This window comes from Halomonas sp. GFAJ-1 (genome assembly GCF_000236625.2).
GTDB lineage: Bacteria > Pseudomonadota > Gammaproteobacteria > Pseudomonadales > Halomonadaceae > Vreelandella.
The window spans coordinates 145,230-168,555 of sequence record NZ_AHBC01000043.1; the positions used below are offsets into that span (position 1 = coordinate 145,230).

Sequence of the window (23,326 nt, forward strand, 5' to 3'; positions counted from 1 at the left end):
TCAAGCAACATAAGGCGTTTCTTAGTAGAGTTAACATGGCAGTAGTAGCGTTTACTTCCCTAATCGAGAGTCACTGCATATGCTTTATCTACACGACAAATGAGATACCTTATGAATCAAATGCCGAGTTGGGCCGCCCTATGCTTACGTTTTATTATCGCGATGTTTGTAGGTGTGATACTGGGTAGCATCGTGCAAACCCAATTTAATATGGCGGCGCTGCAATCAATAGGTGTGGATATCCCGCTTGGCTTACGTATTGTCTCAACGCGCGAAGATTTAATTCACTTCGGGCCTATTTATGCGGCGCTGTTTTCGGTGGGGTTCATCATTTCCCAAGCGTTTGCAATGCTGGTCGCACGTAGGTTAGGTAAGCCGTGGCTAGCACCGCTGTGCGCTATTGCGGGGGCTACTGGGTTATGGGTGACGTTTCTTTTGGTGAACCGTGTAGCCCCCATGCCCACCCTGATTGCCGCCACTCGTGACACTTTTGGGCTACTTGCCATGCTAGGAACGGCAGCCATTGCGGGGTTGGTGTTTGGATTGCTTAACAGTCAGACAACGGGCCGCGCGCGCCAACCAAAATTTCTGATTGTGGTGCTTGGCATGAGCGCTCTAGCTCTCCCGGGTTATTCTGAAAACCTGCAAGCCCAGGCAACAACGGCCGGTACCGTGCCGTATCACATTGACACTATCGCTGAGGGTCTTGAACACCCGTGGTCGTTGGCATTTCTGCCGGATGGGCGAATGTTAGTGACCGAGCGCCCCGGGCGGCTGCGGTTGTTAACGGCGCAAGGCGATACCCAGGTGGCGTCATTAAGCGGTTTGCCGCCGGTATACGCGTCCGGGCAAGCGGGGCTATTTGATGTTTTGCCTTCCCCACAGTTTGAGCAGAATCAACAGATTTTTCTCAGCTATGCCTGCGGCAACCATAGCGCCAACCACACCTGCATTGCCTATGGAACACTCACTGAGCGCGGGCTTGAAGAGGTCGAAGAGATCTTCCGCGTTGACCCCGCCAAACGGGGGGATGCCCACTACGGTGGCCGGTTAGCTTGGCTACCGGATGGAACCTTAATCGTGACATTAGGCGATGGGTTCGACTACCGCGAACAAGCGCAGAACCTTGGCAATCATATCGGCAGCATTGTGCGTATACACCCTGATGGCAGTGTGCCGGATGACAACCCGTTTATCGGGGATGCGGATACTCGGCCGGAAATTTACAGCTATGGCCACCGCAATATCCAAGGGCTGGTGGTGGATGAGCAGAACCAGCGGCTGATTGCCCATGAGCACGGCCCGCGCGGTGGTGATGAGCTCAATATAATTACTGCAGGCGCTAACTTTGGCTGGCCTATCGCAACGGGCGGGCTGGATTATACGGGCGCGCGCATTACGCCGTTCAACCAATACCCTGGCACCATTCCACCGCTGCTTGAGTGGACGCCTTCCATCGCGCCATCTGGTATGGCGCTGTATACCGGCGAGCTATTTCCCGAATGGCGGGGTGATCTTCTAGTGGGCGCCTTAGTCGACAAAGAAGTGCGCAGGGTACGCCTCTCAGCAGATGCTACCCATGCGGAAGATGTGGAAAGCTTATTTGGCGAGCTTGAAGAGCGTATTCGCGATGTGCGGGTAGGCCCGGAAGGTGCTATTTACCTGCTGACTGACAACCCAGAAGGCAGAGTGCTAAAAGTGACGCCGAGTCAGTAATGTACCTTGTGCACCTTAGCTAATACCGCCGTCGCGAACGCTCTTCATTTTGTAACCACCTGAGGCAAGCATGGAACTCTTTCTAAACGCAACGTCCCCCTATGCGCGTATGGCGCGCATCATCCTGCTGGAAAAAGGGCTCATGGAGAGTGTAACGCTGCGCTGGTGTGACCCCTGGGCAGACGACAAAGCGCTGCTAGCGGTTAATCCCGCAGGGCGCATTCCGGCGCTCGTTACTCCGGATGGCAAAACACTCAGCGAGTCGCTGCTGATTGCCTTTTATCTTGATGATTTTAGCCCCAGCATGCCAATAGTACCCAGCTCCCAACGGGCTGACGTACTGCACCTAGTCGGGCTGGGGCAAAACCTAATGGATGCCTCCTTCACTACGGTGATCGCTCGAAAACATTATGGGGCTGAGATTGATCAAAGCGAACTTGGCCTAAGACGCCAGCGTGCCATCCAGCGTCTAATAAAACAGTTAGGCGATGAACTTCACCAAAACCAGCTAACCGAATCACTCAACCTTGGTGAAATCTCCACGGCGGTGGCGTTGGACTATTTAGCCTTCAGGCTGCCCGAGGTGAGCTGGAAAGAAGCGTATCCGCAGCTTCAGGCATGGCACGCCGCAGTGATTACCAGGGATAGTTTTCAACAGACAGCATTTAGCTAGCCGCACTAGCGGCGCTGACACCGCGCTCACCCTTTAAGCGCCTGCTTAAACCACTCTGCCAGCGGCTCGCTGCGGCGAACGTTGGCGTGTTTAGGTAGCAACAGGCAGAGCCGCGCAGGCGTTTCGATACTTCCCCACGGGGCGACTAATCGTCCGCTGTTCACATCATCCTCTACTAATAATTTGGGGGCGATGGCGATACCCAAACCGGCCACTGCTGCTTCAATCAAATAATAAAGATGGGCAAAGCCTTGGCCCTGCTGAAGGGCGGTCTCCAGCTTACTTTGCTCCAACCTTTTAGCAGCAGCCCACTGGGGCCACGCTTGAGGGCGTGAGGCGGTGTAGAGAAGCTTGTTAGCAAACAGCGATACCGGGTTGGCCGGCTCGGTTTGCGCGGCCAACGATGGGCTCACTACTGCACAAATCTGTTCGGGCATTAGTGGTATAACCACCATGTCGGCAGGCCAAGGCGGTTCAGTAAACGCCAGTGTGGCGCTGGCATCTGAGGGCGTGCCGGGCTGCTCGGAATCGCTCACCACTACCTGAAGTTTTAGCTCCGGCAGCGCCTGGTTTAAGCGGTCTAAACGGGGGATCAGCCAGCGCGCCAGCAGGCTGCCGGGGCAGGCCAGGGTAAACGGCGCTTCTTCCACCTCATGCTTGAGCAAAGTGCAACTATCTCTCAGTTTCGCGAAGGCTTCCCCCACGCCACTTTGCAGCCGTTCGCCGTGGTGAGTGAGCACTAGCCCACGGCCCACTTTGGTGAATAGCGCCACGCCAAAATGCTCATCCAGGCTCTTTAGCTGGCGGCTAACCGCACCGTGGGTAACGCTTAGCTCGTTGGCGGCGGCGGTCACGCTGCCTAGCCGAGCGGTGGCTTCAAAGGCGCGCAGGGCGCTCAACGGCGGCAGGCTATGTTGCATGAGTGCCTCTTTCAATAGTTGCGTAAAACTCACAGGTGCTTGCCATCTTATCGATTTTTCTTCCCGCCTGCCTGCGTTAACGTCGTTAGCATCTTAAATCGCCCCGATACCGCAGAGGTCGTGATGAACAAACCCTTAAGCCTACCCGATGCCAACGGGCTGTTTGGCAGTTTCGGTGGCCGCTTTGTCGCTGAAACCCTGATGCCGCTGATTCTTGAGCTGCAGGATGAGTACACCACCGCCAAAAACGACCCGGAATTTCAGCGCCAGCTCGCCTATTTTCAGGGCGACTACGTTGGCCGCCCCAGCCCGCTCTACTTTGCCGAGCGCCTCACCGAGCACTTCGGCGGTGCGAGCATTTACCTCAAGCGCGAAGAGCTGAACCACACCGGCGCGCACAAGATTAACAACTGCATTGGTCAGGTGCTGCTGGCCAAGCAGATGGGCAAAAAGCGCATCATCGCGGAAACCGGTGCGGGCATGCACGGCGTGGCGACAGCCACCGTCGCGGCCCGCTTTGGTTTGCCCTGCGTGATTTACATGGGCGCCACCGACATCGAACGCCAACAGCCCAACGTGTTCCGCATGAAGCTGTTGGGCGCGGAGATCGTGCCAGTGACCTCTGGCACCGGCACCCTCAAAGACGCCATGAACGAAGCGCTGCGCGACTGGGTAACAAACGTCGACGACACCTTTTACATCATCGGCACCGTGGCAGGCCCGCACCCGTACCCGGCCATGGTGCGCGATTTCCAAGCGGTGATTGGCCATGAAACCCGCACCCAAATGCTTGAAAAGCAGGGCCGCCTGCCGGATTCGCTGATTGCCTGCGTGGGCGGTGGCTCTAATGCCATGGGCCTGTTCTACCCGTTTATTGATGATGAAAGCGTTCACATGGTGGGCGTGGAGGCGGGCGGTAAAGGCGTTAACAGCGGCCTGCACGCCGCTAGCCTGAACGGCGGCACCCCCGGCGTGCTGCACGGCAACCGTACTTACCTGCTGCAAAACGAAGATGGCCAGATTATCGACGCCCACTCGATTTCCGCCGGGCTAGATTACCCCGGCATTGGCCCCGAGCACGCCTGGTTGCACGAGCAGGGGCGGGTTGAGTACGTTTCCGCCACCGATGACGAAGCGCTGGAAGCATTCCAAATCTGCTGTCGCCAAGAGGGCATCATCCCTGCGCTGGAAACCGCCCACGCCCTGGCCGAAGTGGCTAAGCGCGCGCCAACACTGCCCCGCGAGCATCTGATGGTGGTCAACCTCAGTGGTCGTGGCGATAAAGACATGGTGAGCGTTGCCCATCACCTGGGGGATAAGTTCGGAGTAAAAAACGTATGAGCGCCCTACGCGAGAGCAATGTAGTGGAGGAGAACAGGCTAGTGGAGGAGAGCAGCATGAACACAACGTCGCGTCTTGAAGCGTGCTTTGCCGCGCTCAAACAGCAAAACCGCCCGGCGCTGGTAAGCTACCTCACCGCTGGCGACCCAGACCCCGAGACCTCCCGCCGCCTGCTGCACGGGCTGCCGGAAGCGGGTGTGGATATCATCGAACTCGGCATGCCGTTCAGCGACCCCATGGCCGATGGGCCCGCCATTCAAAAAGCCGCCCTGCGAGCGCTGGAAAACGGCCAAACCCAAGCCAAAACCCTGGAAATGGTGTGCCAGTTCCGTGAACAAAACAGCACCACCCCCATTGTGCTGATGGGCTACTACAACCCGATTTACTGCTACGGCGTCGAGCGCTTCTTAACCGATGCCGCCAAGGCCGGAGTAGACGGGCTGATCGTGGTGGATCTACCGCCCGAACACGACGAAGAGCTGTGCCAGCCTGCTGCCCAGCACGGCATTGATTTTATCCGTCTCGCCACGCCCACCACCGATGCCAAGCGGCTGCCCAAAGTGCTGGCCAACGCCTCCGGGTTTATCTACTACGTTTCCGTGGCGGGTGTGACGGGCGGCAGCGCACCCACGACGGAGCGGTTGGAAAGCGCCGTGAATCAGCTGCGCGAACACACGCCGCTGCCCATCGCCGTGGGCTTTGGCATCCGCACCGCCGAACAGGCCGCCACCATTGGCCGCTTTAGCGACGCCGTGGTAGTGGGCTCTGCGCTGGTAGATTGCATCGAACACGCCAGCAGCGGCGAAGAGGCCGTGGCGCGGGTGCATGGGCTGGTGAAAGCGCTGGCGGAGAGTGTGAGAGGGTGCAGGCATTAGGCATCGCATCGTTGAGCGGTGAATGTAAACAGCGAACGCTTGGAGTTGTCGCAAAAAAAGAGCTAATATGAGGGCTAGAAAAGGAGCTTTTTTATGGCTTCAGGAGGTTTCTATGCACCAAGTATTAGCTAACTTTTCGGTCAGTATTTCTGAGCTAAAGAAAAACCCTTCGGCACTGCTGACCCAAGCAAGCGGTGCCCCCATTGCTGTGTTGAATCACAACAAGCCCGCCGCTTACCTAGTCCCTGTAGAAACTTACGAGGCGATGATGGAGATGCTGGAAGACTACGAGCTGGCCAAGCTAGTGGAGGAGCGTCGCGCCGATAAAGACAAGGCGGTCACGGTATCACTGGATGACTTATAAGCTACGCTTTTTGCCCGCGGCCTTGAAAGAGTGGGAAAAGCTTAGCCCACCCGTCAAACAACAGTTCAAAAAGAAGCTAGCTGAAAGGCTAGAAACTCCACGTGTGCCTGCCGATAAACTCAGTGGTTTCGATTCCTGCTACAAAATAAAGCTTCGAAGCGTAGGCTATCGTCTGGTTTATGAAGTAGTGGATGATGAACTGTTTATCTACGTTATTGCTGTGGGTAAGCGTGACAAAGGCAACGTCTACGCGTCGCTAAAGCGCCGGATGTAATCCATCACCTATCGTGCAAATGACCACAAACAGAGGCAAATAATGGGCAAGCTCTTTTCATTACTGGTACTGCTGGGACTCGGCTACGCAGGCATCCATTTCTACTACGGCGTGGTGATCGAGAAGGAAGTCGAGCAGCAGTTAGAAGCCCGTGGACTGTCATCGGTCAGCGTGGATAACGTCGAATATGACCTGCTGGCCCCCGTTAGCAAGAGCGCCAATATTGCCGTAACGCTTAGCTACCGTGGCTCCCAGGCAGCGGTCAACGTGCGCGTGCAAGGCCACCCGCTGTTGTCTGATGAGGTCACGGTACAGCTGGACGGCCTGCAAGCACTGCGTTTGGGGATTAGTTTCGGTCAATAAAACTTCTGAAAGGACACTGCCATGTTTACCGGCCTGAGTGCGTTTCCGCTAACCCCCATGAATGAGCAGGGCATTAACGAGCAGGAGTTTATCCAGCTCGTGGCCCGCTTGGCGCAAGCACAGGTGGATTCCATTGGCGTGCTGGGTTCTACCGGCAGCTACGCTTATCTAAGCGTGGAAGAGCGGGCGCGGGTGGCCAAGCTGAGCGTGGAGAGTGCGGCGGGGGTGCCGGTGGTGGTGGGCATTGGTGCGCTGCGCACCCGCGATGTGTTGGCCAATGCCGAACATGCCCAACAGGCCGGGGCGAGCGGGCTGCTGTTAGCGCCTGTTTCGTACCAAAAGCTGACCGATGACGACGTGTTCAACCTGTTCAGCAGCGTCAGCCGCGCCATCAGCGTGCCGCTGTGCGTGTACGACAACCCGGGCACCACCCACTTTACGTTCAGCGACGAGATGCATGGTCGCATTGCTGAGCTGCCCCAGGTGCGCTCGATCAAAATTCCGCCAGTGTCTACTGACTTGGAAGATGCCAAAGCCCGCGTGGCGCGGCTGCGGGCGCTGATTCCTAATGATGTGACCATCGGCATCAGCGGCGACCCCGCCGCCGCCACGGGCCTGCTGGCGGGCTGTGAGGCGTGGTATTCGGTGATTGGCGGGTTGTACCCAGAGATTGCGCTGGCGCTCACCCGCGCCGCCCAAGCGGGCGATGCCGAACAAGCCCAAGCCCGTTCAGAAACCTTAGCGCGGCTATGGGCGCTGTACAACGAGTATGGCGGCAGCCTGCGGGTGGCAGCGACCATTGCTGAACTCACCGGTCGCGTTAGCGCCCCTGCCTACCCCAGCCGTTGAATACCCTGCAAGGGGAAGCCCGCCAGAAGGTTGCAGCGGTAGTTGAGGCGCTTGGACTTCACTAAATCGCTCAAAGCCCTTGTGCGCCGCGCCGCAGCCAGTCGTGAACAAACGCCAGCTTTTTCATCGCGACATCGGAAAGCACAAACGGATAAAGATCCGACAGCCCCATCGAGCGGTTCACATGGTTCACGCCCGCCACTAACGAGGCGGCAATGTGAATCAGCCGCTCGGCATCCGGCTCGGCGTAGGCATCCCAGTTATAGGTATTGGGCAAGGCTGGAGAGGTCATGCCTGAAGACACAAAGCTGTCGGTAATATCGGTTAAGTGCAGCAAGTGCGATGCGGTTTCAGCAAAGTCTTCATGCGGGTGTGCCGATGCGTAGGTAGTGAGGAAACGCTGGCGCCAGTCCGGCGGCGGGCCATCTTGGTAATGGCGCTGCAACGCCGCTGGGTAGTCCGCTCGCTCATCGCCAAACATCTCACGAAACGCATCCAAAAAGTCATCCCGCAGGCTCAGCCGCCACCACAGCATGTGGGCAATTTCATGGCGCATATGGCCAATCATGGTGCGGTAAGGCTCATCCAACGCCTCTTTGCGGGTGGTGCGCAGCACCGGATCTGCCTCGGCCACGCTAATCGTTACCACGCCGCCCACATGCCCCATGGGCACCGGGATGCCGCCTTCCGCCAGCATATGAAACACCGGCGGTGCGCCGGGGTCTTCCGGGCGAAACCAGTTCCAGCGGCCCAGGTTGTCAATCACCCAGCGCTTGGCTGCCTCGGTTTGCGCCCAGTTGGGGATCGCACCGGCAATGGAAGGGTCGGGCGCCAGCGCCGTCATCGCGCAGGCGCGGCAGAACTCGCCCTGTTTCGGGGCAATCCAGTTACAGCCAATCACCTCGCGGTTGGCACAGAAGGGCGGCATGGGAATAAACGCCCGCGCCTGGGGGTCGTAAGCCACCGGCACACCATCCGCCGTGACCAAATTATCAAACCAGAGTGAACCGGCACCGACCGGATTAGAAAAGACACGCATAGGTCGGTAACTCAAAAGAAATGAGCTTACAGTCTAGGAGCCGAGACCCAGTTACGTCCAACGGCGATTGCATAGCGTGCTCTATTGCGTTAAAGCCATATACTGCCACCCGCGCCGTGATGCAATGGTAAATTGATTATCCTAAACATCGATGCACAGCTAAGGGGACATGTTATGCAAACTCTCCACCCTTGGGCCGAAACGCTGCCACAGCTTCACGACCACCTGTGGGCACGCTTGATTCGCGGCGTACACGACCGCCACGCACCTGCTCGGCACCCTACCTTGGCAACCGTCAGCCCAAGCGGCATGCCCCAGGCACGCACGGTGGTGCTGCGTAGCGCAGACAAACAGGCCGCCACACTCACGCTATATACAGATGTTCATTCAGATAAGGTAAAGGCACTACATACCACTCCCGTTGCCGCGCTGCATGTATGGGATGGCACCGCCCATCTGCAAACGCGTATTGAGGCAAGCGTGACGGTGTTAACGGGAGATACTGCTCACGAACACTGGCAGCGGGTGCCTGAACACTCGCGCAGCGCCTACAGCAGTGGCCCTACCCCTGGCGAGCCAATTACCGATGCGTTGGCGTACACCAAAACGCCAGATCAGCAGGCCTTCGCCGTGCTGTTACTCCAGGTCAACACCATTGATGCGCTGCACCTCGGCCCGCAGCACCGCCGCGCCCTGTTTACGCGTGAAGACGGCTGGGCAGGGCAGTGGGTGGTTCCCTAACGCACTGGCAACGCAAACGGCCACCGCCACGCCCCAGTCGCCAAGGCCGCCCTGGCTGAGTATTATCAGCCGCTCATTCACTATAGAAGCCACTGCTTATGTCTTGCCCGCCATGCCCCCGCTGCCAGTCTGAATTTGTCTATCAGGATCAACGCCTGTTCATCTGCCCCGAATGCGCCCACGAATGGAACCCTGAAGAAGCCGCCGCCGAAGAGGCCGTGAACGTGGCGGATGCCAACGGCACGCCGCTCGCCGAAGGCGACAAGGTCACGCTGATCAAAGACCTCAAGGTGAAAGGCAGCTCCCAAGTGCTCAAGATCGGCACCAAAGCCGTCATCAAACGGCTAAAAGAGGGCAAAGACCACCAGCTAGACTGCAAAGTAGACGGCGCAGGCGACATGATGGTGACCGCGCAATTTGTGAAGAAAGCTTGAATTAACGAAGGACTGTTCCAAGAGGCCGTCAAACATGGCTGATCGAAACCTGGGTGCAGAAATCCTCAATGGTATCCACGAGATCCAGCACTTCAAGAAAGGTAACGTGGCTCTGCGTACCCATGAGCTAGCAGATATAATGATTATCACCCGCAAGGGGCCCGACAATTTTGTTTTGATGTCATTGGTTTATCATCATAGCCTCATGGAAACAGTACATCTGCTTCGTTCACCCAGGAATGCAACGCATCTAAGCCGTTCAATAGAGCAATATCGCAATTGTCAAATTTAATATAGCTGCTTCTATTGTTGGTCTGGACATGTTGCACTTAGAGCTTGCATCCACCGTTAATACAACAGGAGACGTTCTTGGCTGTACCTGATTTTCAATCACTGATGTTGCCATTACTCAAGATCTCTGCTGATGGTGAAGAGCATACTATGCAAGAAGCTCGTGAGAGATTGGCAAAAATGATGTGCCTGTCCCAAGAAGATCTTGAGGAAAGGCTGCCAAGCGGCCGACAATCTACCTTCGCAAACCGTGTAGCCTGGGCTAAGGTTTACTTAACCCAAGCTGGGGTCTTGGAATCACCTAAGCGGGGTAAGTTTTATATTTCCAATCGCGGCCGAAAAGCTCTTTCAGAAAGCCCAGAGCGGATAGACATCCAGTATCTGCAGCGATTTGAAGAGTTTCAGGAGTTCAGGCAAGCAAGCAGTAAAAATCGAACTGAAAAAGTAACTCATAGTTGTGATAGTGAGACAACGACTACAACTCCTGAAGAAACATTGGAGCAAGCCTATCAGCAGTTACGAGACGAAGTTGCAAACGAGCTTCTTCATCTCATAAAGAGTAATACGCCTGAATTTTTCGAAAAACTCGTTGTTCACCTTATCGTTTCGATGGGATATGGAGGTTCTGTAAAAGAAGCAGGCAGAGCTACCCGTAAAACGGCCGATGAAGGTATTGATGGCGTCATTAAAGAAGATCGTCTTGGACTGGAAACTATATATCTCCAGGCAAAACGTTGGGAGTCAGTGGTAGGGCGACCGGAGATTCAGAAATTTGTTGGAGCTTTGCATGGTCAGCGGGCTAGGAAAGGAGTCTTCATTACAACTAGTCGATTCTCAAAGGAGGCATTGGATTACGTCGGACAAATTGATCCCAAAGTTGTTCTGCTAGACGGCACGGATCTCGTGCAACTGATGATTGATCATGGCGTGGGCGTTAGTTCTGCCGCAGTATATGAAGTTAAGAAAGTGGATACTGATTTTTTTGTCGAAGACTAACCGAGAAGCTTATAAAAAAGCCAAACGCAGCGTATGTTGGCCCCCTTGACTGCAACTATCTCTCTATGAAAATCGTAACTTGGAATTGTAATGGAGCACTGAGACGAAAGCTTGCAGAAGCAGATAGTTTGCGAGCTGATGTCTTGGTGGTTCAGGAATGTGAAGATCCTGCATTATCGACCCCTGAATATAGGGAATGGGCTGGTTCTTACTTGTGGTTGGGTGAGTCAAAAAATCGTGGCATCGGCATTTTTTCGCGAAACGGTCATCAAGTTGAAAAGTTAAATTGGAGCGGCAGCTTTTCCATCTCTGGGCTGTTCAGCAAAAGTGCAACACTGAGATGGAGCACGGAAGATCTCAGGCTTTTTCTCCCTTTCACCATTAATAAAGATTTCATCGTGCTTGCCGTTTGGACAAAGGGGCGCAACGAAGAAGCATTTGGCTACATGGGCCAATTCTGGAAGTACCTTCAGATTCACCGTAACGAACTCAGCGGGCCCAAGACCATCATTCTCGGTGATTTTAATAGCAATGCACGCTGGGATAAGCCAGATCGATGGTGGAATCACTCAAATGTAGTTGCTGAACTCGGCGAGATGGGTTTCAAGAGCCAGTATCATAGCCTGTTCGGAGAAGAACAAGGCAAGGAGACCAGCCCAACGTTTTTTTTACAGCGGAATCGCCGCAAGGCCTATCACATTGATTATGTTTTTACTTCTTCTGACTTAACTGAAACATGTTCTTTGCGTATCGGCCAGCATGATGATTGGATCTCAACAAGTGATCATGTTCCGTTAACCTTGGATATTAACAGCTAACATTGATATTAACCCCCAACCCCACTAACCCTAACCACTTCCCTCACCACCGACTCATTCAACACCCCGCGTTTGGCTTCCACCACCGTGAGCCATTCGCGGGCGCGGGTGATGCCGGTGTACACCAGCTCGCGGGTCAGAATGGGGTTTAGCGTGGGCGGTAGCAGTAGGGCGGTGTGCAAGAACTCCGAGCCTTGGGATTTGTGCACTGTCATCGCAAACACGGTTTCCACCGCGTGCAGACGGGAAGGCAGCACCCAGCGGATGGGCTTTTCGGTGTCGCTGCTGGGGAACGCGACTCTTAATAGCGTTTGCTGTGGATTGCGTGGGTCGGGCACGGCCAGGGTGATGCCGATATCGCCGTTCATTAGTTTCAGGCCGTAGTCGTTTTGGGTGACCAGTACCGGGCGGCCTTCATACCAGCCTTTCTCCAAGGTGTAGTCGCTGACTAACAGCAGTTTTTCGCGGCGCAATGTGCTGGCGATGCGCTGGTTTAAGCCTTCAACCCCCCAGGGGCCTTTGCGCAGCGCGCACAGCAGTTGGAAGTGGCTGTAGGCGCTGAGTACCTCACTCGCCCAGGTGTTATAAACGGCTTGGTTCTCCTCGAACGACTCCCCTCGTGGGCGCTGTGCGTGCAGCACGTTGAGGTAGTGGCGGTAGCCGGTGGGCGGGGCGATGGGCTGGCCTTGGTGGTCGGTGCGGCCTTCGCCGTTGCTTGCAAAACCGCTGGGGCTGCCGTGAATCACCAGCTTATCTAGCGCGGCGTCGTCGTTCATTACCAAGTGGTGCACATCCGGGTAGCCGTGGCGCAGCACGGCGCTTACCACCTGCTGTTTTTCCCGTTCGCTTTGCGCATGGCTTGGCTGGTTAATGGCTTTCGCCAGTTGGCCGATGCCGCTGTGTTCATTAAAGCGGTGGCTAACCCGCAGCATGGTAATGGCTTGGTCGAGCGGTTGGCCTTCGGGGTCGATGAAATCTGCGGGCATCGGCTGGCCGGTAGCTTGTGCCAGCCATTCGGCGGTGGCCGGGGTGTAGTGGGCGGCGTCGGCGCGGCGGCATAGGTCGCCCAGTACCGAGCCTGCCTCTACCGAGGCGAGCTGGTCTTTATCCCCCAGCAGAATGCACTGGGCGTGGGCGGGTAGGGCACTGAGGGTGGCGGCCATCATTTCGATATCCACCATTGAGGCTTCGTCGATCACCAGTACATCCAGCGCTAGCGGGTTGGCGGCGCTGTGGCGGAAGTGGCGGGTGTCGGGGCGTGCGCCGAGTAAACGGTGCAGTGTTGTCACTTCCGTAGGAATCGCGATCTCGCTGGCTGCCGCAGAAGGTGAGTGTTCACTTAACAGCGTTGCCAACTCATCAAGCGGTAACGCATTCACCTGCCCAGCGATAGATTCGTTCAAGCGGGCGGCGGCTTTGCCGGTGGGGGCGGCTAGGCGAATGCGCAGCGCTTGGCTGGGGTGCTGGGCCAGTTGTAGGGTTTGCAGCAGGGCGAGCAGGCGTACCACGGTGGTGGTTTTGCCGGTGCCGGGGCCGCCGGTAATGATGCCGAAGCGGCTGCGGGCGGCCAGGGCGCAGGCGGTTTTTTGCCAGTCTAGGCCGTTGCCTTGCTTGAACAGGATGTTGAGCGCTTGGGGGAGTAACCCCGAGGCGCTGGCGTCATTCATCTCTTCCAGGCGTGCGGCGATGTGTTGGTGCAGGCTTTGTTCGTACTGCCAGTAGCGGCGCAGGTAGAGCCGTGTGCTGGGGTCGCCGTTGGCTGAGTGAGTGGTCACTACGACTAGCGGCGTGTTGCCTGGACCTTTGCTTGTGAGCAGCGGGTGGTGCAGGGCGGCTTGCCATTCGCTGAGCGTGAGCGTGGCCAGCACATCGCTGGGCAGCGGCGGCGGGTCGGTGAGGTCGTCCCCTTCGGGCGGTAGCGAAAGGGCGAAATCCGGCGCGTTGAGCGTGGCGTTAATATCCAGGCATACGTGGCCGTGGCCTAGCTGGTGGCTGGCCAGCGCGGCGGCCAGTAGCAGCAGCGTGGGGGCGTCTGGGGCTTCGCTGGCTAAAAAGCGCACCAGGGCGCGGTCTAAATCCCGCAGCCAGCCTCGTGCTACCCAGCGTTCGCACAGGGCCAGCAGTTCCGGAGTGCTGCTGAGTGCCGGGTGGGCGCTGGCGGTGGGCGCATCGCCAAACATATCGAAGGTGTGGGTGTCGTGCTGGCGGCTCATGCCGTGGCCTCCTGCTGGGTGGCGTGGGGCTCGCCTGCAAACAGGCTATCCAGGGCTTCGATGAGTTCAACCGGGGCGGGCTCGCCCACCACGCCGCGCCCAGGGCTGCGGCTGCCGCGCAGGAATACCGTCATCGAGCCGCCCAAATGCTGGTGCGGGTCGTAATCTGGCAGGCGCGCTTTTAACAGCCGGTGCATAGCGAGTAAGTAGAGCGCGGCCTGCAGGTCGTAGCGTTTGGCCAGCAGCGCGTGGCGCAGGGCTTCGGGGTCGTAGGCGCTGTCGTTGGGGCCCAAGTAGTTCGATTTCCAGTCCAGCACGTAAAAGCGCCCCTGGTGCTCGAAGGCCAAGTCAATGAAGCCTTTCAGCATGCCGTTCAGGGTGTCGGCATCCAGCGCGGGGCGCTCTACCCCTGGCAGTAAGTGCTTGCTCACCAGCGCATCGATGGCTTGTGTGTTCACCCGCTTGGCGGCAAACCAGAACTCTAGCTCTACCTGATAGCTTTCTAACTCATTCAGCGCCACGCTTTGCGGGGTGGGCGCGGCCAGCGGTAGCGGCGTGGTGAGCAGGGCGCTTAGCCAACCCGCCAGCGGTTCTTGCCATGCCTGCCAGCCGCGTAGCTGCACCCGCCGCCACAGCATATCGTTGAGTGCTTCCATATCGTTGGCGGCACTATCGAAGCCTTGCTTGCCCGCCCACTCCAGCAGCCCGTGCAGAAAGGTGCCGGGGCCGGGGCCGCGTGGAAACTTATGTAAGTGAAACGCTTCTAGCTGGGATCGTTCTTGAGATAGTTCTTGGGGTTCATCCAGCACTTCAAACGCGGTGGCTTCCTGGGCGGTGGTGGGTTCCAGCGGTGGCAGCACCGGAGCGGTAAGCGTGCCGGAAAGCCGCAGCGCGGAGTAGCTGGCAATCCACCAGTGCTCTTTAGCGGGGCGCGTGGGCGTGCGGGCGTGGCCCAGCGCACTGCTTTGCTCCACTTGGGCCACGCGCTCTGCGGTGGGCGCGGGGGGTTGGTGAATCTGTATCTCGCTGCCTTCCACCAGTTCATCAAGCGCGTTATTGAGCGCCTCCGGTGACAGGGCGCTGCCGCCTTTTAGCAGGTAGCCCAGTGCGCTGTTTTCCAGGGCTTTCAGCGGGGCCAGCCCTAGCCAGGTGGCGTGGCGGGCGCGGGTGAGCGCCACGTAGAGTTTGCGCAGGTCTTCCCCCAGCCGTTCGCGGTCGGCGGTGGCGAGTATCGCGTCATCCGCTTCTAGGCTGAGCTGTAGGTTGCCCTCGCCGTCGTGCCAGCGCAGCGGTACGTCCTCAGCTTTGACCGGGCGGTGGTTGGCAATGAAGGGCAGAAACACCAGCGGATACTCCAGCCCTTTGGATTTGTGGATGGTGACCACTTTGACCAAATCCGCGTCGCTCTCCAGGCGCAGCTTGTGGCTGTCGCCGTGGCTTTCCGGGTCGGCAATGGCGTCAAACAGAAAGCGAATCAGCGCGTGTTCGCCGTCCAGTTCGGCGCTCGCCTGCTGCAGCAGTTCGCCCAGGTGTAGCAGGTCGGTGAGCAAGCGCTCACCCTCTTCAAACTCCGCCAGCAGGCGGGCGGGAATATCAAAATCCACCATGATGCGGCGCACCAGCGGCAGCATGCCTTGGCGCTGCCACAGGCGGTGGTAGCGGCTGAACTGTTCTACTCGCTCTTCCCAGGCCAGCTCGTTTTGCTGCAGGTGGTCTAGGTCCGCCAAGCTCAGCCCCAGCACCGGCGTGGCCAGTGCTGCGCGCAGGTGTGCTTCGGCCTGGCGGGAGCTGGCCAGCGGCTCGGCGCAGGCGCGCAGCCAGCGCTCTACCTGGGCGGCCATAGGCGAGCTAAACACCTTATCGTGGTCAGAGAGATACACGCTCTTCACCCCACGGCTGGCCAGCGCTAGGCGAATGGCGCGGGCTTCCTGTAGGCCGTTCACCAGTACCGCCATATCCGATGGCTTGAGCGGGGTGAGCGTCTCATCGGTTTGAAAGCCGCTCTCGCCTTGTTGGCCCGCGCTGAGCAGTTCCGCCATGTACGAGGCGCAGCGTTCGGCCATCTCGGTTTGGTAGGCGGTTTTGGAGAGCGGCTCGTCGGCTTCCAGCGGCCAAAGCGTCATGGCGGGCAGCGGCTGGCCCTGGTGTACAAGCTGCTCACTGCGGCCTTTGGCCTCTACCGGCAGAAACGGCAGCGGGTTGTCGCCGCCTTCTTCGCGGAACAGAAACGCCCCGGCCGGGTGCTCATCGGCGTAGCGGAAGCAGTGGTTCACTGCGTTTACCATGGCGCGGCTGGAGCGGTAGTTGGTGCCCAGGGTGACGTGGCGGCCTGCGGTGTCTTCGCGGGCTTTTAAGTAGGTGAAGATATCCGCGCCGCGAAAGGCGTAAATGGCCTGCTTGGGGTCGCCTATCAGAAGCATGGCGGCGTCTCGGCGGGGCTTGGCGACCTCATACACCGCGTTGAAAATGCGGTACTGGATGGGGTCGGTGTCCTGGAATTCGTCGATCAGCGCTACGGGGAACTGGCGCAGAATTTGCGCGGCCAGCGCCTCTTTATTGGGGCCTTGCAGGGCGCGGTCTAAATGGGTGAGCAGATCGTTGGGGCCCATTTCGGCGCGGCGCTCTTGCTCCCGCTCCAGGCGCACTTTGCACCACTGCACGGCGTGAATCAGCAGGTCGTTGCGCGGCTCGGGCAGGGCATTCAGTGCGGCGGGCAGCTCGGCCAGCGCTTGCCAGGCGGCGGGGCAAGGGGGCGCGCCCTCTTTCCATATTTCCGCCATGCCCTCTGGGGTGAGGCGTTTCCAGGCGGCGGGGGTGAGCGCAGGGCGGGTGGCGTCGCTGTCGCACCACACCCGCAGGGCGCCTAGCCAGTTGGCACGGCTTTTGGCGTTGAAGCTTTGGCCTTTGAAGGCTTTGCGTTTGGCGGCGTCTTCCAGCGCGGGCACTAGGTCGTCCAGCCAGGCGGGCCAGGGGGCTTTCAGGGTACTGAGCAGGGCGCTGCGCTCGGCGGCGGCGGTGCTTAAGGTGTGCGTGGGCTCGGGGCGTGGGGCGCCCAGTGCATCGCTTTCGTGGAGCAGTTTGCGTACGTCTTGGTGCAGCTGGTCGGGCGATTTCCAGTAGCTGGTGATGCTGCCCAGCGCCTCGGCGTCTAGCGGGTAGTAGAAGGTGCGCCAGTAGTCGCGCACTACCTCTTGCTCTAGCTCTTGCTGGTCGTTTTCTAAATTGAGCGAGAACAGGCTGCCGCTATCGAAGGCGTGCTCGCGCAGCATGCGGTAGCACCAACTGTGGATGGTGGAAACCGCGGCTTCGTCCATCCACTCGGCGGCTAACTCTAAGCGGCGGGCGCAGGCGGGCCAGGTGGCCTCGGGGTATTGGCTGCGTAGCGCTAACAGAAGAGAGTCTTCACCCTGATGACGAAACACCGCCGCCGCTTCTACCAGCCGGTGGCGGATACGTTCACGCAATTCTTGCGTGGCGGCGTTGGTGAACGTGACCACCAGAATTTCCGGCGGGGTGAGCGGGCGTACGAAGGCGGTGTCGTCCTTGCTGTGCTGCCCGCCCAGCACCAGGCGCACGTAGAGCAGCGCGATGGTGAAAGTTTTCCCCGTGCCCGCGCTGGCTTCAATCAAACGGCTGCCGTGGAGTGGGAGCTTAAGAGGGTTGAGTGGGGTTGGCTGACTCATATGAAAATACTGTCAAACTCAGTAGAGAAATCCTGACTTGCGGGCAAAATCTGTAGTTGCTCTGCGCTCCAGTTCACAAGACGTTGTGACGTTAGAAGGAGCATGTCGGCGAGTTCGTTCAGTAGATTAAAGTGTTCTGCTATTTGGGCGTAGTGCGTTGCGTAGTCATGCGCCGCTATATTGCGAATAGCTCGGCAGCGCTGCCAATCGCTAATGTCATCAATCACCCTTTGCTTTTCAAATAGAGCCAGCACTTTGAGAAAGCTGTCAGTGGGTTCGCCAGCCAGTAAAGCGCTGTGTCGCATGGCTGACGCTAAAGAGTCTTGCAGCTTGGCAAACCGCTCATTGATAGCGGCAAGTGTTTCGAATAGTGCTACATCTTTTTTGTGATCCGCTAGCCACTCGCCATCCATTGGCCAGGTAACTTTGTTGCGTGACTGCTGTAGAAACCAGGCGCAGCGCTGAATGGCTTCAAGTAGTTGCGCAAGGTGGCGTTGTTGATCGCCGAGAATATCCTGACTCATGCGGCTTTCTCACTATTAATGGAGCGTGCCTGCGCTAAGGCAATTGCTTGGAAGGGGGTGGGTTTTGTACTCGATACATAGGTCAGGATATCGACAGGTAGCTGGAGACGCTTTTCCAACGCCATTTTGAGTTCGGCACAAGCAAGCAGCGGTATGGCCGCTGGGGATATCAGCAGTAAATCAACATCGCCGCCTCGCCTTGTATCATCTAATCGAGAGCCAAACACGTATGTGTCTGTTGAGGCCCCGGCGAACTCGCGAACGCCTGACAGAATGGTATCGCGCTGTGCTTGGGTGAGACGCATGGCGGCTGCTCCTTGCTTACATGTGCTGTGTTTAAAGGTTAGCACTTTACTGGGTTTTGCTGATATTGGGCTTTTTCACTGCTTTGAACAGCGGCGCGTACAGCGCTTCAGCCAGCGTGGCAAAGGTGTGCCCGTTGGCCTGCTCAAAAAACAGCCGCTCGAAGCGGGGCCATTGGTGGCCTAGATAGGCGCTTTGCGCTACTTCCCCGGTCACTTTGTAGCCGCCTTCGTAAGCGGCTTCGGCGGCAGCAAAGGCGTCGCTGTCTCGGTCGGTCTCTTGGGCTATTTCCGGCGTGCCTTGTTTGGTTAACCAGGCAAACGCGGCGTGGGGTGAAAGCGGCAGTGGGGTTGCTAACCCGGCTTTCCAGGCGGCGAGCTGGGTTTCCAAGTGCTGGCGAGCGGTTTCGGCATCCACAGGCTCTAGCGTGACGTGCCCCGCTTTGGAGAGCAGCTGTGTGGTCATCGGGCCGCTCAAGTTGCCTGCCAAGTGCGCTACCCAGGGGCGCAGCAGCAGGTGCCACTGGTATTTGCTGTTCTTGATCAAGCTGCTGCTGAGCAGCAGCAGGCGGCAGCGTTGGCCTGCTTCATCCTGGCGCAGTTCGTTTAGCCAGTCTTCCAACACGCTGCCCTCGTGGCTTTCCAGGTAAATCGCTTCGGGTTCGTTAAGGGCGATGGGCCACGCGGCTAGCGCTTCTTCGTAGTCGTTGAAAAGGGCTTCCATGGGTTCGGCGAGGGTATCGCGCATGCGTTCGCCAAACGCGCCCATGGCCAGCACGCCCTGGCCTTGAAAGCGCTCCAATGCTTCGTGCAATGCTTCAATACGCGGCTGGCCGTTATCCACCGCGTGGCGTTGGGCGGCAATCAGCTGGTCTTGTAGCTGCCAGTTTTGCAGGCCATCCAGGGCGAAGGGTTCGGCGTCTAGCTCGGCAATCGCCTCCTGCTCGAAATAGACGCCGAGGCGGGTATTGAAGAAGCTGCGCACCGGCTCGCGCAGAAAGCCGCCCAGTTGCCCAAGGGACAGCGTGGTGGGGGCGTTTTCTGGCGGCGGCAGCGTACGGCTCGCGGCGGTGGGCGTACGCGGGGCGTGTACTTCCCGCCATTCGTGGGCATAGGTGAACAGTCGGCTTGTTGAGGGAGTGAAGTAGGCGCGGCTGAACGGCTGCAGCGGATGCTCGGTGGTGAGTGTTTCCAGCAGCGGGGCGCCGTCTTCCGTTTGCCAGCCGGCTTCTAAGTGGTCGCGCAGTTGGCCCACCAGTACGGAAGGTGGCAGCGGCGTATTGTCGATCTGGCTGCGGCCGACCCAACTCACGTAGAGCTGGTCGCGGGCGGAGAGCAGCGCTTCCAAAAACAGGTAGCGGTCGTCTTCCCGGCGGGAGCGGTCGCCGGGGCGGTAGTCGCTGCCCATCAGGTCGAAATCCAGCGGCGGCTGGGAGCGGGGGTACTCGCCGTCGTTCATGCCCAGCAGGCACACCCGCTTGAAGGGGATGGCGCGCATGGGCATCAGCGTGGCGAAGTTGACCGCACCGGCCAAGAAGCGTTGGGAAAGGTTGTGCTCATCAATCTGCGCCAGCCAGTGCTCCCGCACCATAGAGAGCGGCAGCGGGTCGTTGAGTTCGGCTTCCCGGCTGCTTTCCAGCATCTGCTGCAAGCCGCTTTCCAGCTTGGAGAGCATGACGCTCTCTTGGGCGTCGTCGGTCAGGAAGAAAGTCTCCAGCAGTTCCCGTAGCCGCGCGACCCAGGTGGCGGCATCGGTGGGTTGGCAGAAGGTCTCCCAGGTGGCTTCGAGCTTCTCTAGCAGCGTGGCCAGGGGCCCCGCTAAGCCCGCTTCCAACCCGCCAATATCATCAAACGGTTCGATGCCTTGCCACGCGTGGCCGTCGCCCACAGTGTAGCCCAACAGCAGGCGGCGCAGGCCGAAGGCCCAGGTGTTTTGGCTTAGCCCGCCGGGCAGTTCCAGCTTTTGGCGCTGCTTGGCGTTGAGCCCCCAGCGGATGCCCGCGCCTTCCATCCAGCGCTCTAGTACCGGCAGGTCGCGTTCTTCTAGGCCGAAGCGCTGGCGCAGGGCGGGTACTTCTAGCAGGTCGAGCAAATCGCTCACCGACAGGCGCAGCTCCGGCAGCCGCAGCAGCTTTTCCAGCGCAATCATTAGCGGCAGGCGGTGGCGACTGGCTTGGTCCGAGAGCGTGTAGGGAATGTGCCGTGGGTCGTCCGTGGGCAGCTGGCCAAATACCGCTTCGATGTGCGGCGCGTAGCGGTCGATATCCGGCACCATAACGATGATGTCTCGCGGGCGCAGGTGTGGATCGGCGCTAAAGGCGGCTAGCAGCTGGTCGTGGAGAATCTCCACTTCCCGCTGGGGGCCGTGGGCGATATGAAACACGATGGAGTCATCGGAAGCGGGCAGTGCAGGCCAGTGGCCTTGCGTTTCCGCCACGGGGCGCAGCTCGCGGATGTCGTCTTGCAGCTGGCTGAGCAGGCAGTGGCGATCTTCACCGCTGAACGGCTCAAACATATCGATGCGCAGTGCCTGCTGCTCGAATAGGGTTTGGTAGTTGCCAGAGTCGTCGTGCTCATCGAGCAGGCGCAGGTAGTCGCGGCCCTGCTTGCCCCAGGCGGCCAGCAGCGGTTGGGCGTGCAGGTGCAGGGCATCGTCGGCGTCGCCGGTGCCCAGTACATCCAGCGCTTCGGGCATGCCGGTTTTGCGCCGCTGGCGGTAGCGCTGGGCGCGCAGCAGGTCTTTGTGTTCGATAATATCCGCCCAGTAGAACTGGCAGGGGTTGTGCACGCACAGCACGATTTGGCAGCAGCGTGAGAGCGCCGCCAGCGCTTCCAGGGTTTGCTGGGGCAGCGATGAAATCCCGAAGATAATCAGCCGCCGGGGCAGCCCCGGCGGGCAGTCTTGGCCTTCCAAGTGCTCGGTGGCCTTCAAAAAGCGCTGGTGCACCTGGGCGCGGCTGCTGTTCAGCCCGGCATCGCCTTGGGTGGCAGCCACGTCGTCACGCAGGATGCGCCATAGCGCGGGCTGCCAGCGCTGGTGCTCTTCCAGCGGGCGGTGCTCGCCTTTTGCGGTAATCAGTACATCGTGGCCGTTGGCCCAGGCATCCAGCCAGTCGGCGCGGTACACCTGATACTGGTCAAACAGATCCGCCAGCCGTTCGGCCAATTGGTAGTGCTTGCGCTGGTCGCGGTCGATTTCTAGAAACTGCGCCAGCGGCTCGAACACCGGCTGCCCGGCCAGGGTAGGCAGCAGGCGCAGTAGCCGCCACACCAAGCGCGATTTATCGAACGGCGAGGTTTCCGGCACGGCATCGGCGTTTTGGGAAACGTGCGTGAGCACCGTGCGGTAGGCCTGCCATAGAAACCGCGCGGGCAGCATTACGTCGAGTGCCGCCGCAATACCCGCGCCGCCGTTTTTGGGGTCTTCCGCCAGCGCCAGCTTCAGCCACTGCCCAATACCGTTGCTCTGCACCAGAATGGTTTCGTTCTCCAGCGGCCCCAACGGCTGGCGGCGCATCCACTCCACCGCCAAACCGCGTAAATCTTCCAAGCGGTTAGCATGTACCACCATAAAGCCAGGAGGGAGCGGAGTAGGGGAGAACAAGGCATTGGCAGGCATACGGCGGCGTTCCTTCACGGCAATCAGCGTCACGGGTGGTGGTGACGCTATGGTGCCATAAGTTAAGCAGCTTGCGGGATGTCAGATATATCGCCAAGCTGTGCCCTTTGCCATGCCATTGAGAGGAGTCCGTTATGACCGAGCCGACCAACCATAATACCCGCCGCCACTCTGCCCAAGTGGTGGATGGCCCCGGTAAAGCGGCTAGCCGCGCCATGCTGCGCGCCGTGGGCTTCAACGACGACGATTTTCAAAAGCCTCAGGTGGGTATCGCTTCCACTTGGAGCATGGTGACGCCGTGTAATAGCCATATTGGTGAGCTGGCAGAGTTCGCCTGCGCTGGTGCCGACGCGGCGGGTGGCAAAGGGGTGATTTTTAATACCATCACTATTTCTGATGGCATTGCCAACGGCACCGAAGGCATGAAGTACTCGCTGGTCTCGCGGGAAGTGATTGCCGATTCGATTGAAACCGTGGCGGGCTGTGAAGGGTTTGATGGGCTGGTAGCTATAGGTGGTTGCGATAAAAATATGCCGGGCTGCGTGATGGGCTTGGCGCGACTGAATCGCCCCAGCGTGTTTGTTTATGGCGGCACCATCATGCCCGGCAAAGGGCACACTGATATTGTTTCGGTGTTTGAGGCGATGGGCGCCCATTCTCGTGGTGATATTGATCTAATTGAGCTTAAAAACATCGAAGAAACCGCCATCCCTGGCCCGGGTTCCTGTGGCGGTATGTATACCGCCAACACCATGGCGTCTGCCATTGAAGCATTGGGCATGAGCCTGCCGGGTAGTTCAGCGCAGAACGCCATTTCTCAGGAAAAGCGCGACGACTGTAAAGCCGCCGGTGAGGCCGTGCTGGCGCTGCTGGCTCAAAATATCAAACCCTCCGATATCATGACCCGCGAAGCGTTCGAGAACGCGATTACGGTGGTCATCGCCCTTGGGGGGTCGACCAATGCGGTGCTGCACCTGATTGGCATGGCTCGCACTATCGACGTTGAGCTGACCCTGTCAGACTTTACCGAGATTGGTAAGCGCGTGCCGGTGCTGGCCGACCTGCGCCCCAGTGGCCACTATATGATGAGCGAGCTGGTGGCGATTGGCGGTATTCAGCCGCTGATGAAAATCCTGCTGGATGCCGGGCTACTTAACGGCGACTGCCTAACGGTCACGGGTAAAACGCTGGCAGAGAACTTAGCCGATGTGGAGCCTTATCCCATTGATCAGCAGATCATCGCGCCGCTGGGTAACCCGCTTAAAGGCGAAAGCCATCTGCGTATTTTGTT

The 23,326-nt window shown here is 58.7% G+C and carries 20 protein-coding genes and 1 pseudogene; 14 read left to right on the plus strand and 7 right to left on the minus strand.

Annotated elements, in window-relative coordinates; all coding sequences use genetic code 11:
- Window positions 1–111: 111 nt before the first annotated feature.
- Both MOY_RS12965 and MOY_RS12970 read left to right on the plus strand, forming a co-directional pair.
- Window positions 112–1,716, plus strand: a complete 1,605-nt coding sequence (locus tag MOY_RS12965; protein WP_009100474.1) for a PQQ-dependent sugar dehydrogenase — start codon at window positions 112–114, stop codon at window positions 1,714–1,716.
- A 70-nt stretch (window positions 1,717–1,786) separates the two neighbouring features.
- Complete coding sequence (locus MOY_RS12970) at window positions 1,787–2,389, plus strand: glutathione S-transferase N-terminal domain-containing protein (RefSeq protein WP_009100476.1); 603 nt, start codon at window positions 1,787–1,789, stop codon at window positions 2,387–2,389.
- 26 nt (window positions 2,390–2,415) lie between these two features.
- Here the strand turns inward: MOY_RS12970 and MOY_RS12975 are convergent, their stop codons facing one another.
- Entirely contained in the window at window positions 2,416–3,309 is an 894-nt protein-coding gene (locus MOY_RS12975; protein WP_009100478.1) for a LysR family transcriptional regulator, read from the minus strand.
- 123 nt (window positions 3,310–3,432) lie between these two features.
- Here MOY_RS12975 and trpB point away from each other — a divergent pair, with 123 nt between their 5' ends.
- From trpB to MOY_RS13005, 6 genes and pseudogenes are all read left to right on the plus strand, one after another.
- The gene (gene trpB, locus MOY_RS12980) at window positions 3,433–4,650 is read left to right on the plus strand and encodes a tryptophan synthase subunit beta (RefSeq protein ID WP_009100481.1); all 1,218 of its coding nucleotides are present in this window, start codon (window positions 3,433–3,435) and stop codon (window positions 4,648–4,650) included.
- A 56-nt stretch (window positions 4,651–4,706) separates the two neighbouring features.
- A complete protein-coding gene (trpA, locus tag MOY_RS12985) occupies window positions 4,707–5,525 on the plus strand; it encodes a tryptophan synthase subunit alpha (protein ID WP_009100483.1) in 819 nt (272 codons plus the stop codon).
- Window positions 5,526–5,637: 112 nt separating this feature from the next.
- A complete protein-coding gene (locus MOY_RS12990; RefSeq protein ID WP_009100484.1) occupies window positions 5,638–5,889 on the plus strand; it encodes a type II toxin-antitoxin system Phd/YefM family antitoxin in 252 nt (83 codons plus the stop codon).
- On the plus strand, window positions 5,879–6,163 hold the full coding sequence (locus MOY_RS12995; RefSeq protein WP_009100486.1) for a type II toxin-antitoxin system RelE family toxin: 285 nt from the start codon (window positions 5,879–5,881) through the stop codon (window positions 6,161–6,163). The genes MOY_RS12990 and MOY_RS12995 overlap by 11 nt, the downstream gene beginning before the upstream one ends.
- A 42-nt stretch (window positions 6,164–6,205) precedes the next feature.
- A complete protein-coding gene (locus MOY_RS13000) occupies window positions 6,206–6,526 on the plus strand; it encodes a hypothetical protein (protein WP_009100489.1) in 321 nt (106 codons plus the stop codon).
- A gap of 21 nt (window positions 6,527–6,547) precedes the next feature.
- Window positions 6,548–7,440: pseudogene (locus tag MOY_RS13005) on the plus strand (dihydrodipicolinate synthase family protein).
- 5 nt (window positions 7,441–7,445) lie between these two features.
- Here the strand turns inward: MOY_RS13005 and MOY_RS13010 are convergent.
- Entirely contained in the window at window positions 7,446–8,414 is a 969-nt protein-coding gene (locus MOY_RS13010) for a zinc-binding metallopeptidase family protein (RefSeq protein ID WP_009100494.1), read from the minus strand.
- A gap of 174 nt (window positions 8,415–8,588) precedes the next feature.
- On the opposite strand from MOY_RS13010, the gene MOY_RS13015 reads away from it, so the two are divergent.
- From MOY_RS13015 to MOY_RS13035, 5 genes are all read left to right on the plus strand, one after another.
- Window positions 8,589–9,155 carry a pyridoxamine 5'-phosphate oxidase family protein gene (locus tag MOY_RS13015; protein WP_009100496.1) on the plus strand — a complete coding sequence of 189 codons (567 nt, stop codon included), beginning with the start codon at window positions 8,589–8,591 and terminating at the stop codon, window positions 9,153–9,155.
- A gap of 98 nt (window positions 9,156–9,253) precedes the next feature.
- A complete protein-coding gene (locus MOY_RS13020) occupies window positions 9,254–9,589 on the plus strand; it encodes a zinc ribbon domain-containing protein YjdM (protein WP_009100498.1) in 336 nt (111 codons plus the stop codon).
- A gap of 34 nt (window positions 9,590–9,623) precedes the next feature.
- Window positions 9,624–9,881: a type II toxin-antitoxin system Phd/YefM family antitoxin gene (locus MOY_RS13025; RefSeq protein ID WP_009100500.1), complete on the plus strand. Its 258-nt coding sequence runs from the start codon at window positions 9,624–9,626 to the stop codon at window positions 9,879–9,881.
- A gap of 77 nt (window positions 9,882–9,958) precedes the next feature.
- Entirely contained in the window at window positions 9,959–10,876 is a 918-nt protein-coding gene (locus MOY_RS13030) for a restriction endonuclease (protein ID WP_009100501.1), read from the plus strand.
- A 65-nt stretch (window positions 10,877–10,941) separates the two neighbouring features.
- Entirely contained in the window at window positions 10,942–11,694 is a 753-nt protein-coding gene (locus MOY_RS13035; RefSeq protein WP_035540712.1) for an endonuclease/exonuclease/phosphatase family protein, read from the plus strand.
- 8 nt (window positions 11,695–11,702) lie between these two features.
- Here MOY_RS13035 and recD read toward each other — a convergent pair whose 3' ends face one another.
- The 5 genes from recD to recC are packed head-to-tail and all read right to left on the minus strand — an operon-like array spanning window position 11,703 to window position 22,035.
- Window positions 11,703–13,907, minus strand: coding sequence for an exodeoxyribonuclease V subunit alpha (recD, locus tag MOY_RS13040; RefSeq protein ID WP_009100508.1), 2,205 nt, complete (start codon window positions 13,905–13,907; stop codon window positions 11,703–11,705).
- On the minus strand, window positions 13,904–17,590 hold the full coding sequence (gene recB / locus MOY_RS13045) for an exodeoxyribonuclease V subunit beta (RefSeq protein ID WP_009100510.1): 3,687 nt from the start codon (window positions 17,588–17,590) through the stop codon (window positions 13,904–13,906). Before recB ends, recD begins: the two co-directional genes overlap by 4 nt.
- Window positions 17,587–18,114, minus strand: a complete 528-nt coding sequence (locus tag MOY_RS13050) for a hypothetical protein (protein WP_009100513.1) — start codon at window positions 18,112–18,114, stop codon at window positions 17,587–17,589. Before MOY_RS13050 ends, recB begins: the two co-directional genes overlap by 4 nt.
- Window positions 18,111–18,419, minus strand: a complete 309-nt coding sequence (locus MOY_RS13055; RefSeq protein ID WP_009100515.1) for a nucleotidyltransferase domain-containing protein — start codon at window positions 18,417–18,419, stop codon at window positions 18,111–18,113. Before MOY_RS13055 ends, MOY_RS13050 begins: the two co-directional genes overlap by 4 nt.
- A 46-nt stretch (window positions 18,420–18,465) precedes the next feature.
- A complete protein-coding gene (gene recC / locus MOY_RS13060; protein WP_009100516.1) occupies window positions 18,466–22,035 on the minus strand; it encodes an exodeoxyribonuclease V subunit gamma in 3,570 nt (1,189 codons plus the stop codon).
- A 134-nt stretch (window positions 22,036–22,169) separates the two neighbouring features.
- Here recC and MOY_RS13065 point away from each other — a divergent pair.
- The coding region (locus tag MOY_RS13065) for a dihydroxy-acid dehydratase domain-containing protein (RefSeq protein ID WP_009100517.1) at window positions 22,170–23,326 on the plus strand (1,157 nt) is incomplete at its 3' end.

Bases quoted from the DNA above. Each gene is read 5' to 3' on its own strand.
- MOY_RS12965 (WP_009100474.1), top strand. From the start codon at position 112: ATGAATCAAATGCCGAGTTGGGCCGCCCTATGCTTACGTTTTATTATC.
- MOY_RS12970 (WP_009100476.1), top strand. From the start codon at position 1,787: ATGGAACTCTTTCTAAACGCAACGTCCCCCTATGCGCGTATGGCGCGC.
- MOY_RS12975 (WP_009100478.1), bottom strand. From the start codon at position 3,309: ATGCAACATAGCCTGCCGCCGTTGAGCGCCCTGCGCGCCTTTGAAGCC.
- trpB (WP_009100481.1), top strand. From the start codon at position 3,433: ATGAACAAACCCTTAAGCCTACCCGATGCCAACGGGCTGTTTGGCAGT.
- trpA (WP_009100483.1), top strand. From the start codon at position 4,707: ATGAACACAACGTCGCGTCTTGAAGCGTGCTTTGCCGCGCTCAAACAG.
- MOY_RS12990 (WP_009100484.1), top strand. From the start codon at position 5,638: ATGCACCAAGTATTAGCTAACTTTTCGGTCAGTATTTCTGAGCTAAAG.
- MOY_RS12995 (WP_009100486.1), top strand. From the start codon at position 5,879: ATGACTTATAAGCTACGCTTTTTGCCCGCGGCCTTGAAAGAGTGGGAA.
- MOY_RS13000 (WP_009100489.1), top strand. From the start codon at position 6,206: ATGGGCAAGCTCTTTTCATTACTGGTACTGCTGGGACTCGGCTACGCA.
- MOY_RS13010 (WP_009100494.1), bottom strand. From the start codon at position 8,414: ATGCGTGTCTTTTCTAATCCGGTCGGTGCCGGTTCACTCTGGTTTGAT.
- MOY_RS13015 (WP_009100496.1), top strand. From the start codon at position 8,589: ATGCAAACTCTCCACCCTTGGGCCGAAACGCTGCCACAGCTTCACGAC.
- MOY_RS13020 (WP_009100498.1), top strand. From the start codon at position 9,254: ATGTCTTGCCCGCCATGCCCCCGCTGCCAGTCTGAATTTGTCTATCAG.
- MOY_RS13025 (WP_009100500.1), top strand. From the start codon at position 9,624: ATGGCTGATCGAAACCTGGGTGCAGAAATCCTCAATGGTATCCACGAG.
- MOY_RS13035 (WP_035540712.1), top strand. From the start codon at position 10,942: ATGAAAATCGTAACTTGGAATTGTAATGGAGCACTGAGACGAAAGCTT.
- recD (WP_009100508.1), bottom strand. From the start codon at position 13,907: ATGAGCCGCCAGCACGACACCCACACCTTCGATATGTTTGGCGATGCG.
- recB (WP_009100510.1), bottom strand. From the start codon at position 17,590: ATGAGTCAGCCAACCCCACTCAACCCTCTTAAGCTCCCACTCCACGGC.
- MOY_RS13050 (WP_009100513.1), bottom strand. From the start codon at position 18,114: ATGAGTCAGGATATTCTCGGCGATCAACAACGCCACCTTGCGCAACTA.
- MOY_RS13055 (WP_009100515.1), bottom strand. From the start codon at position 18,419: ATGCGTCTCACCCAAGCACAGCGCGATACCATTCTGTCAGGCGTTCGC.
- recC (WP_009100516.1), bottom strand. From the start codon at position 22,035: ATGCCTGCCAATGCCTTGTTCTCCCCTACTCCGCTCCCTCCTGGCTTT.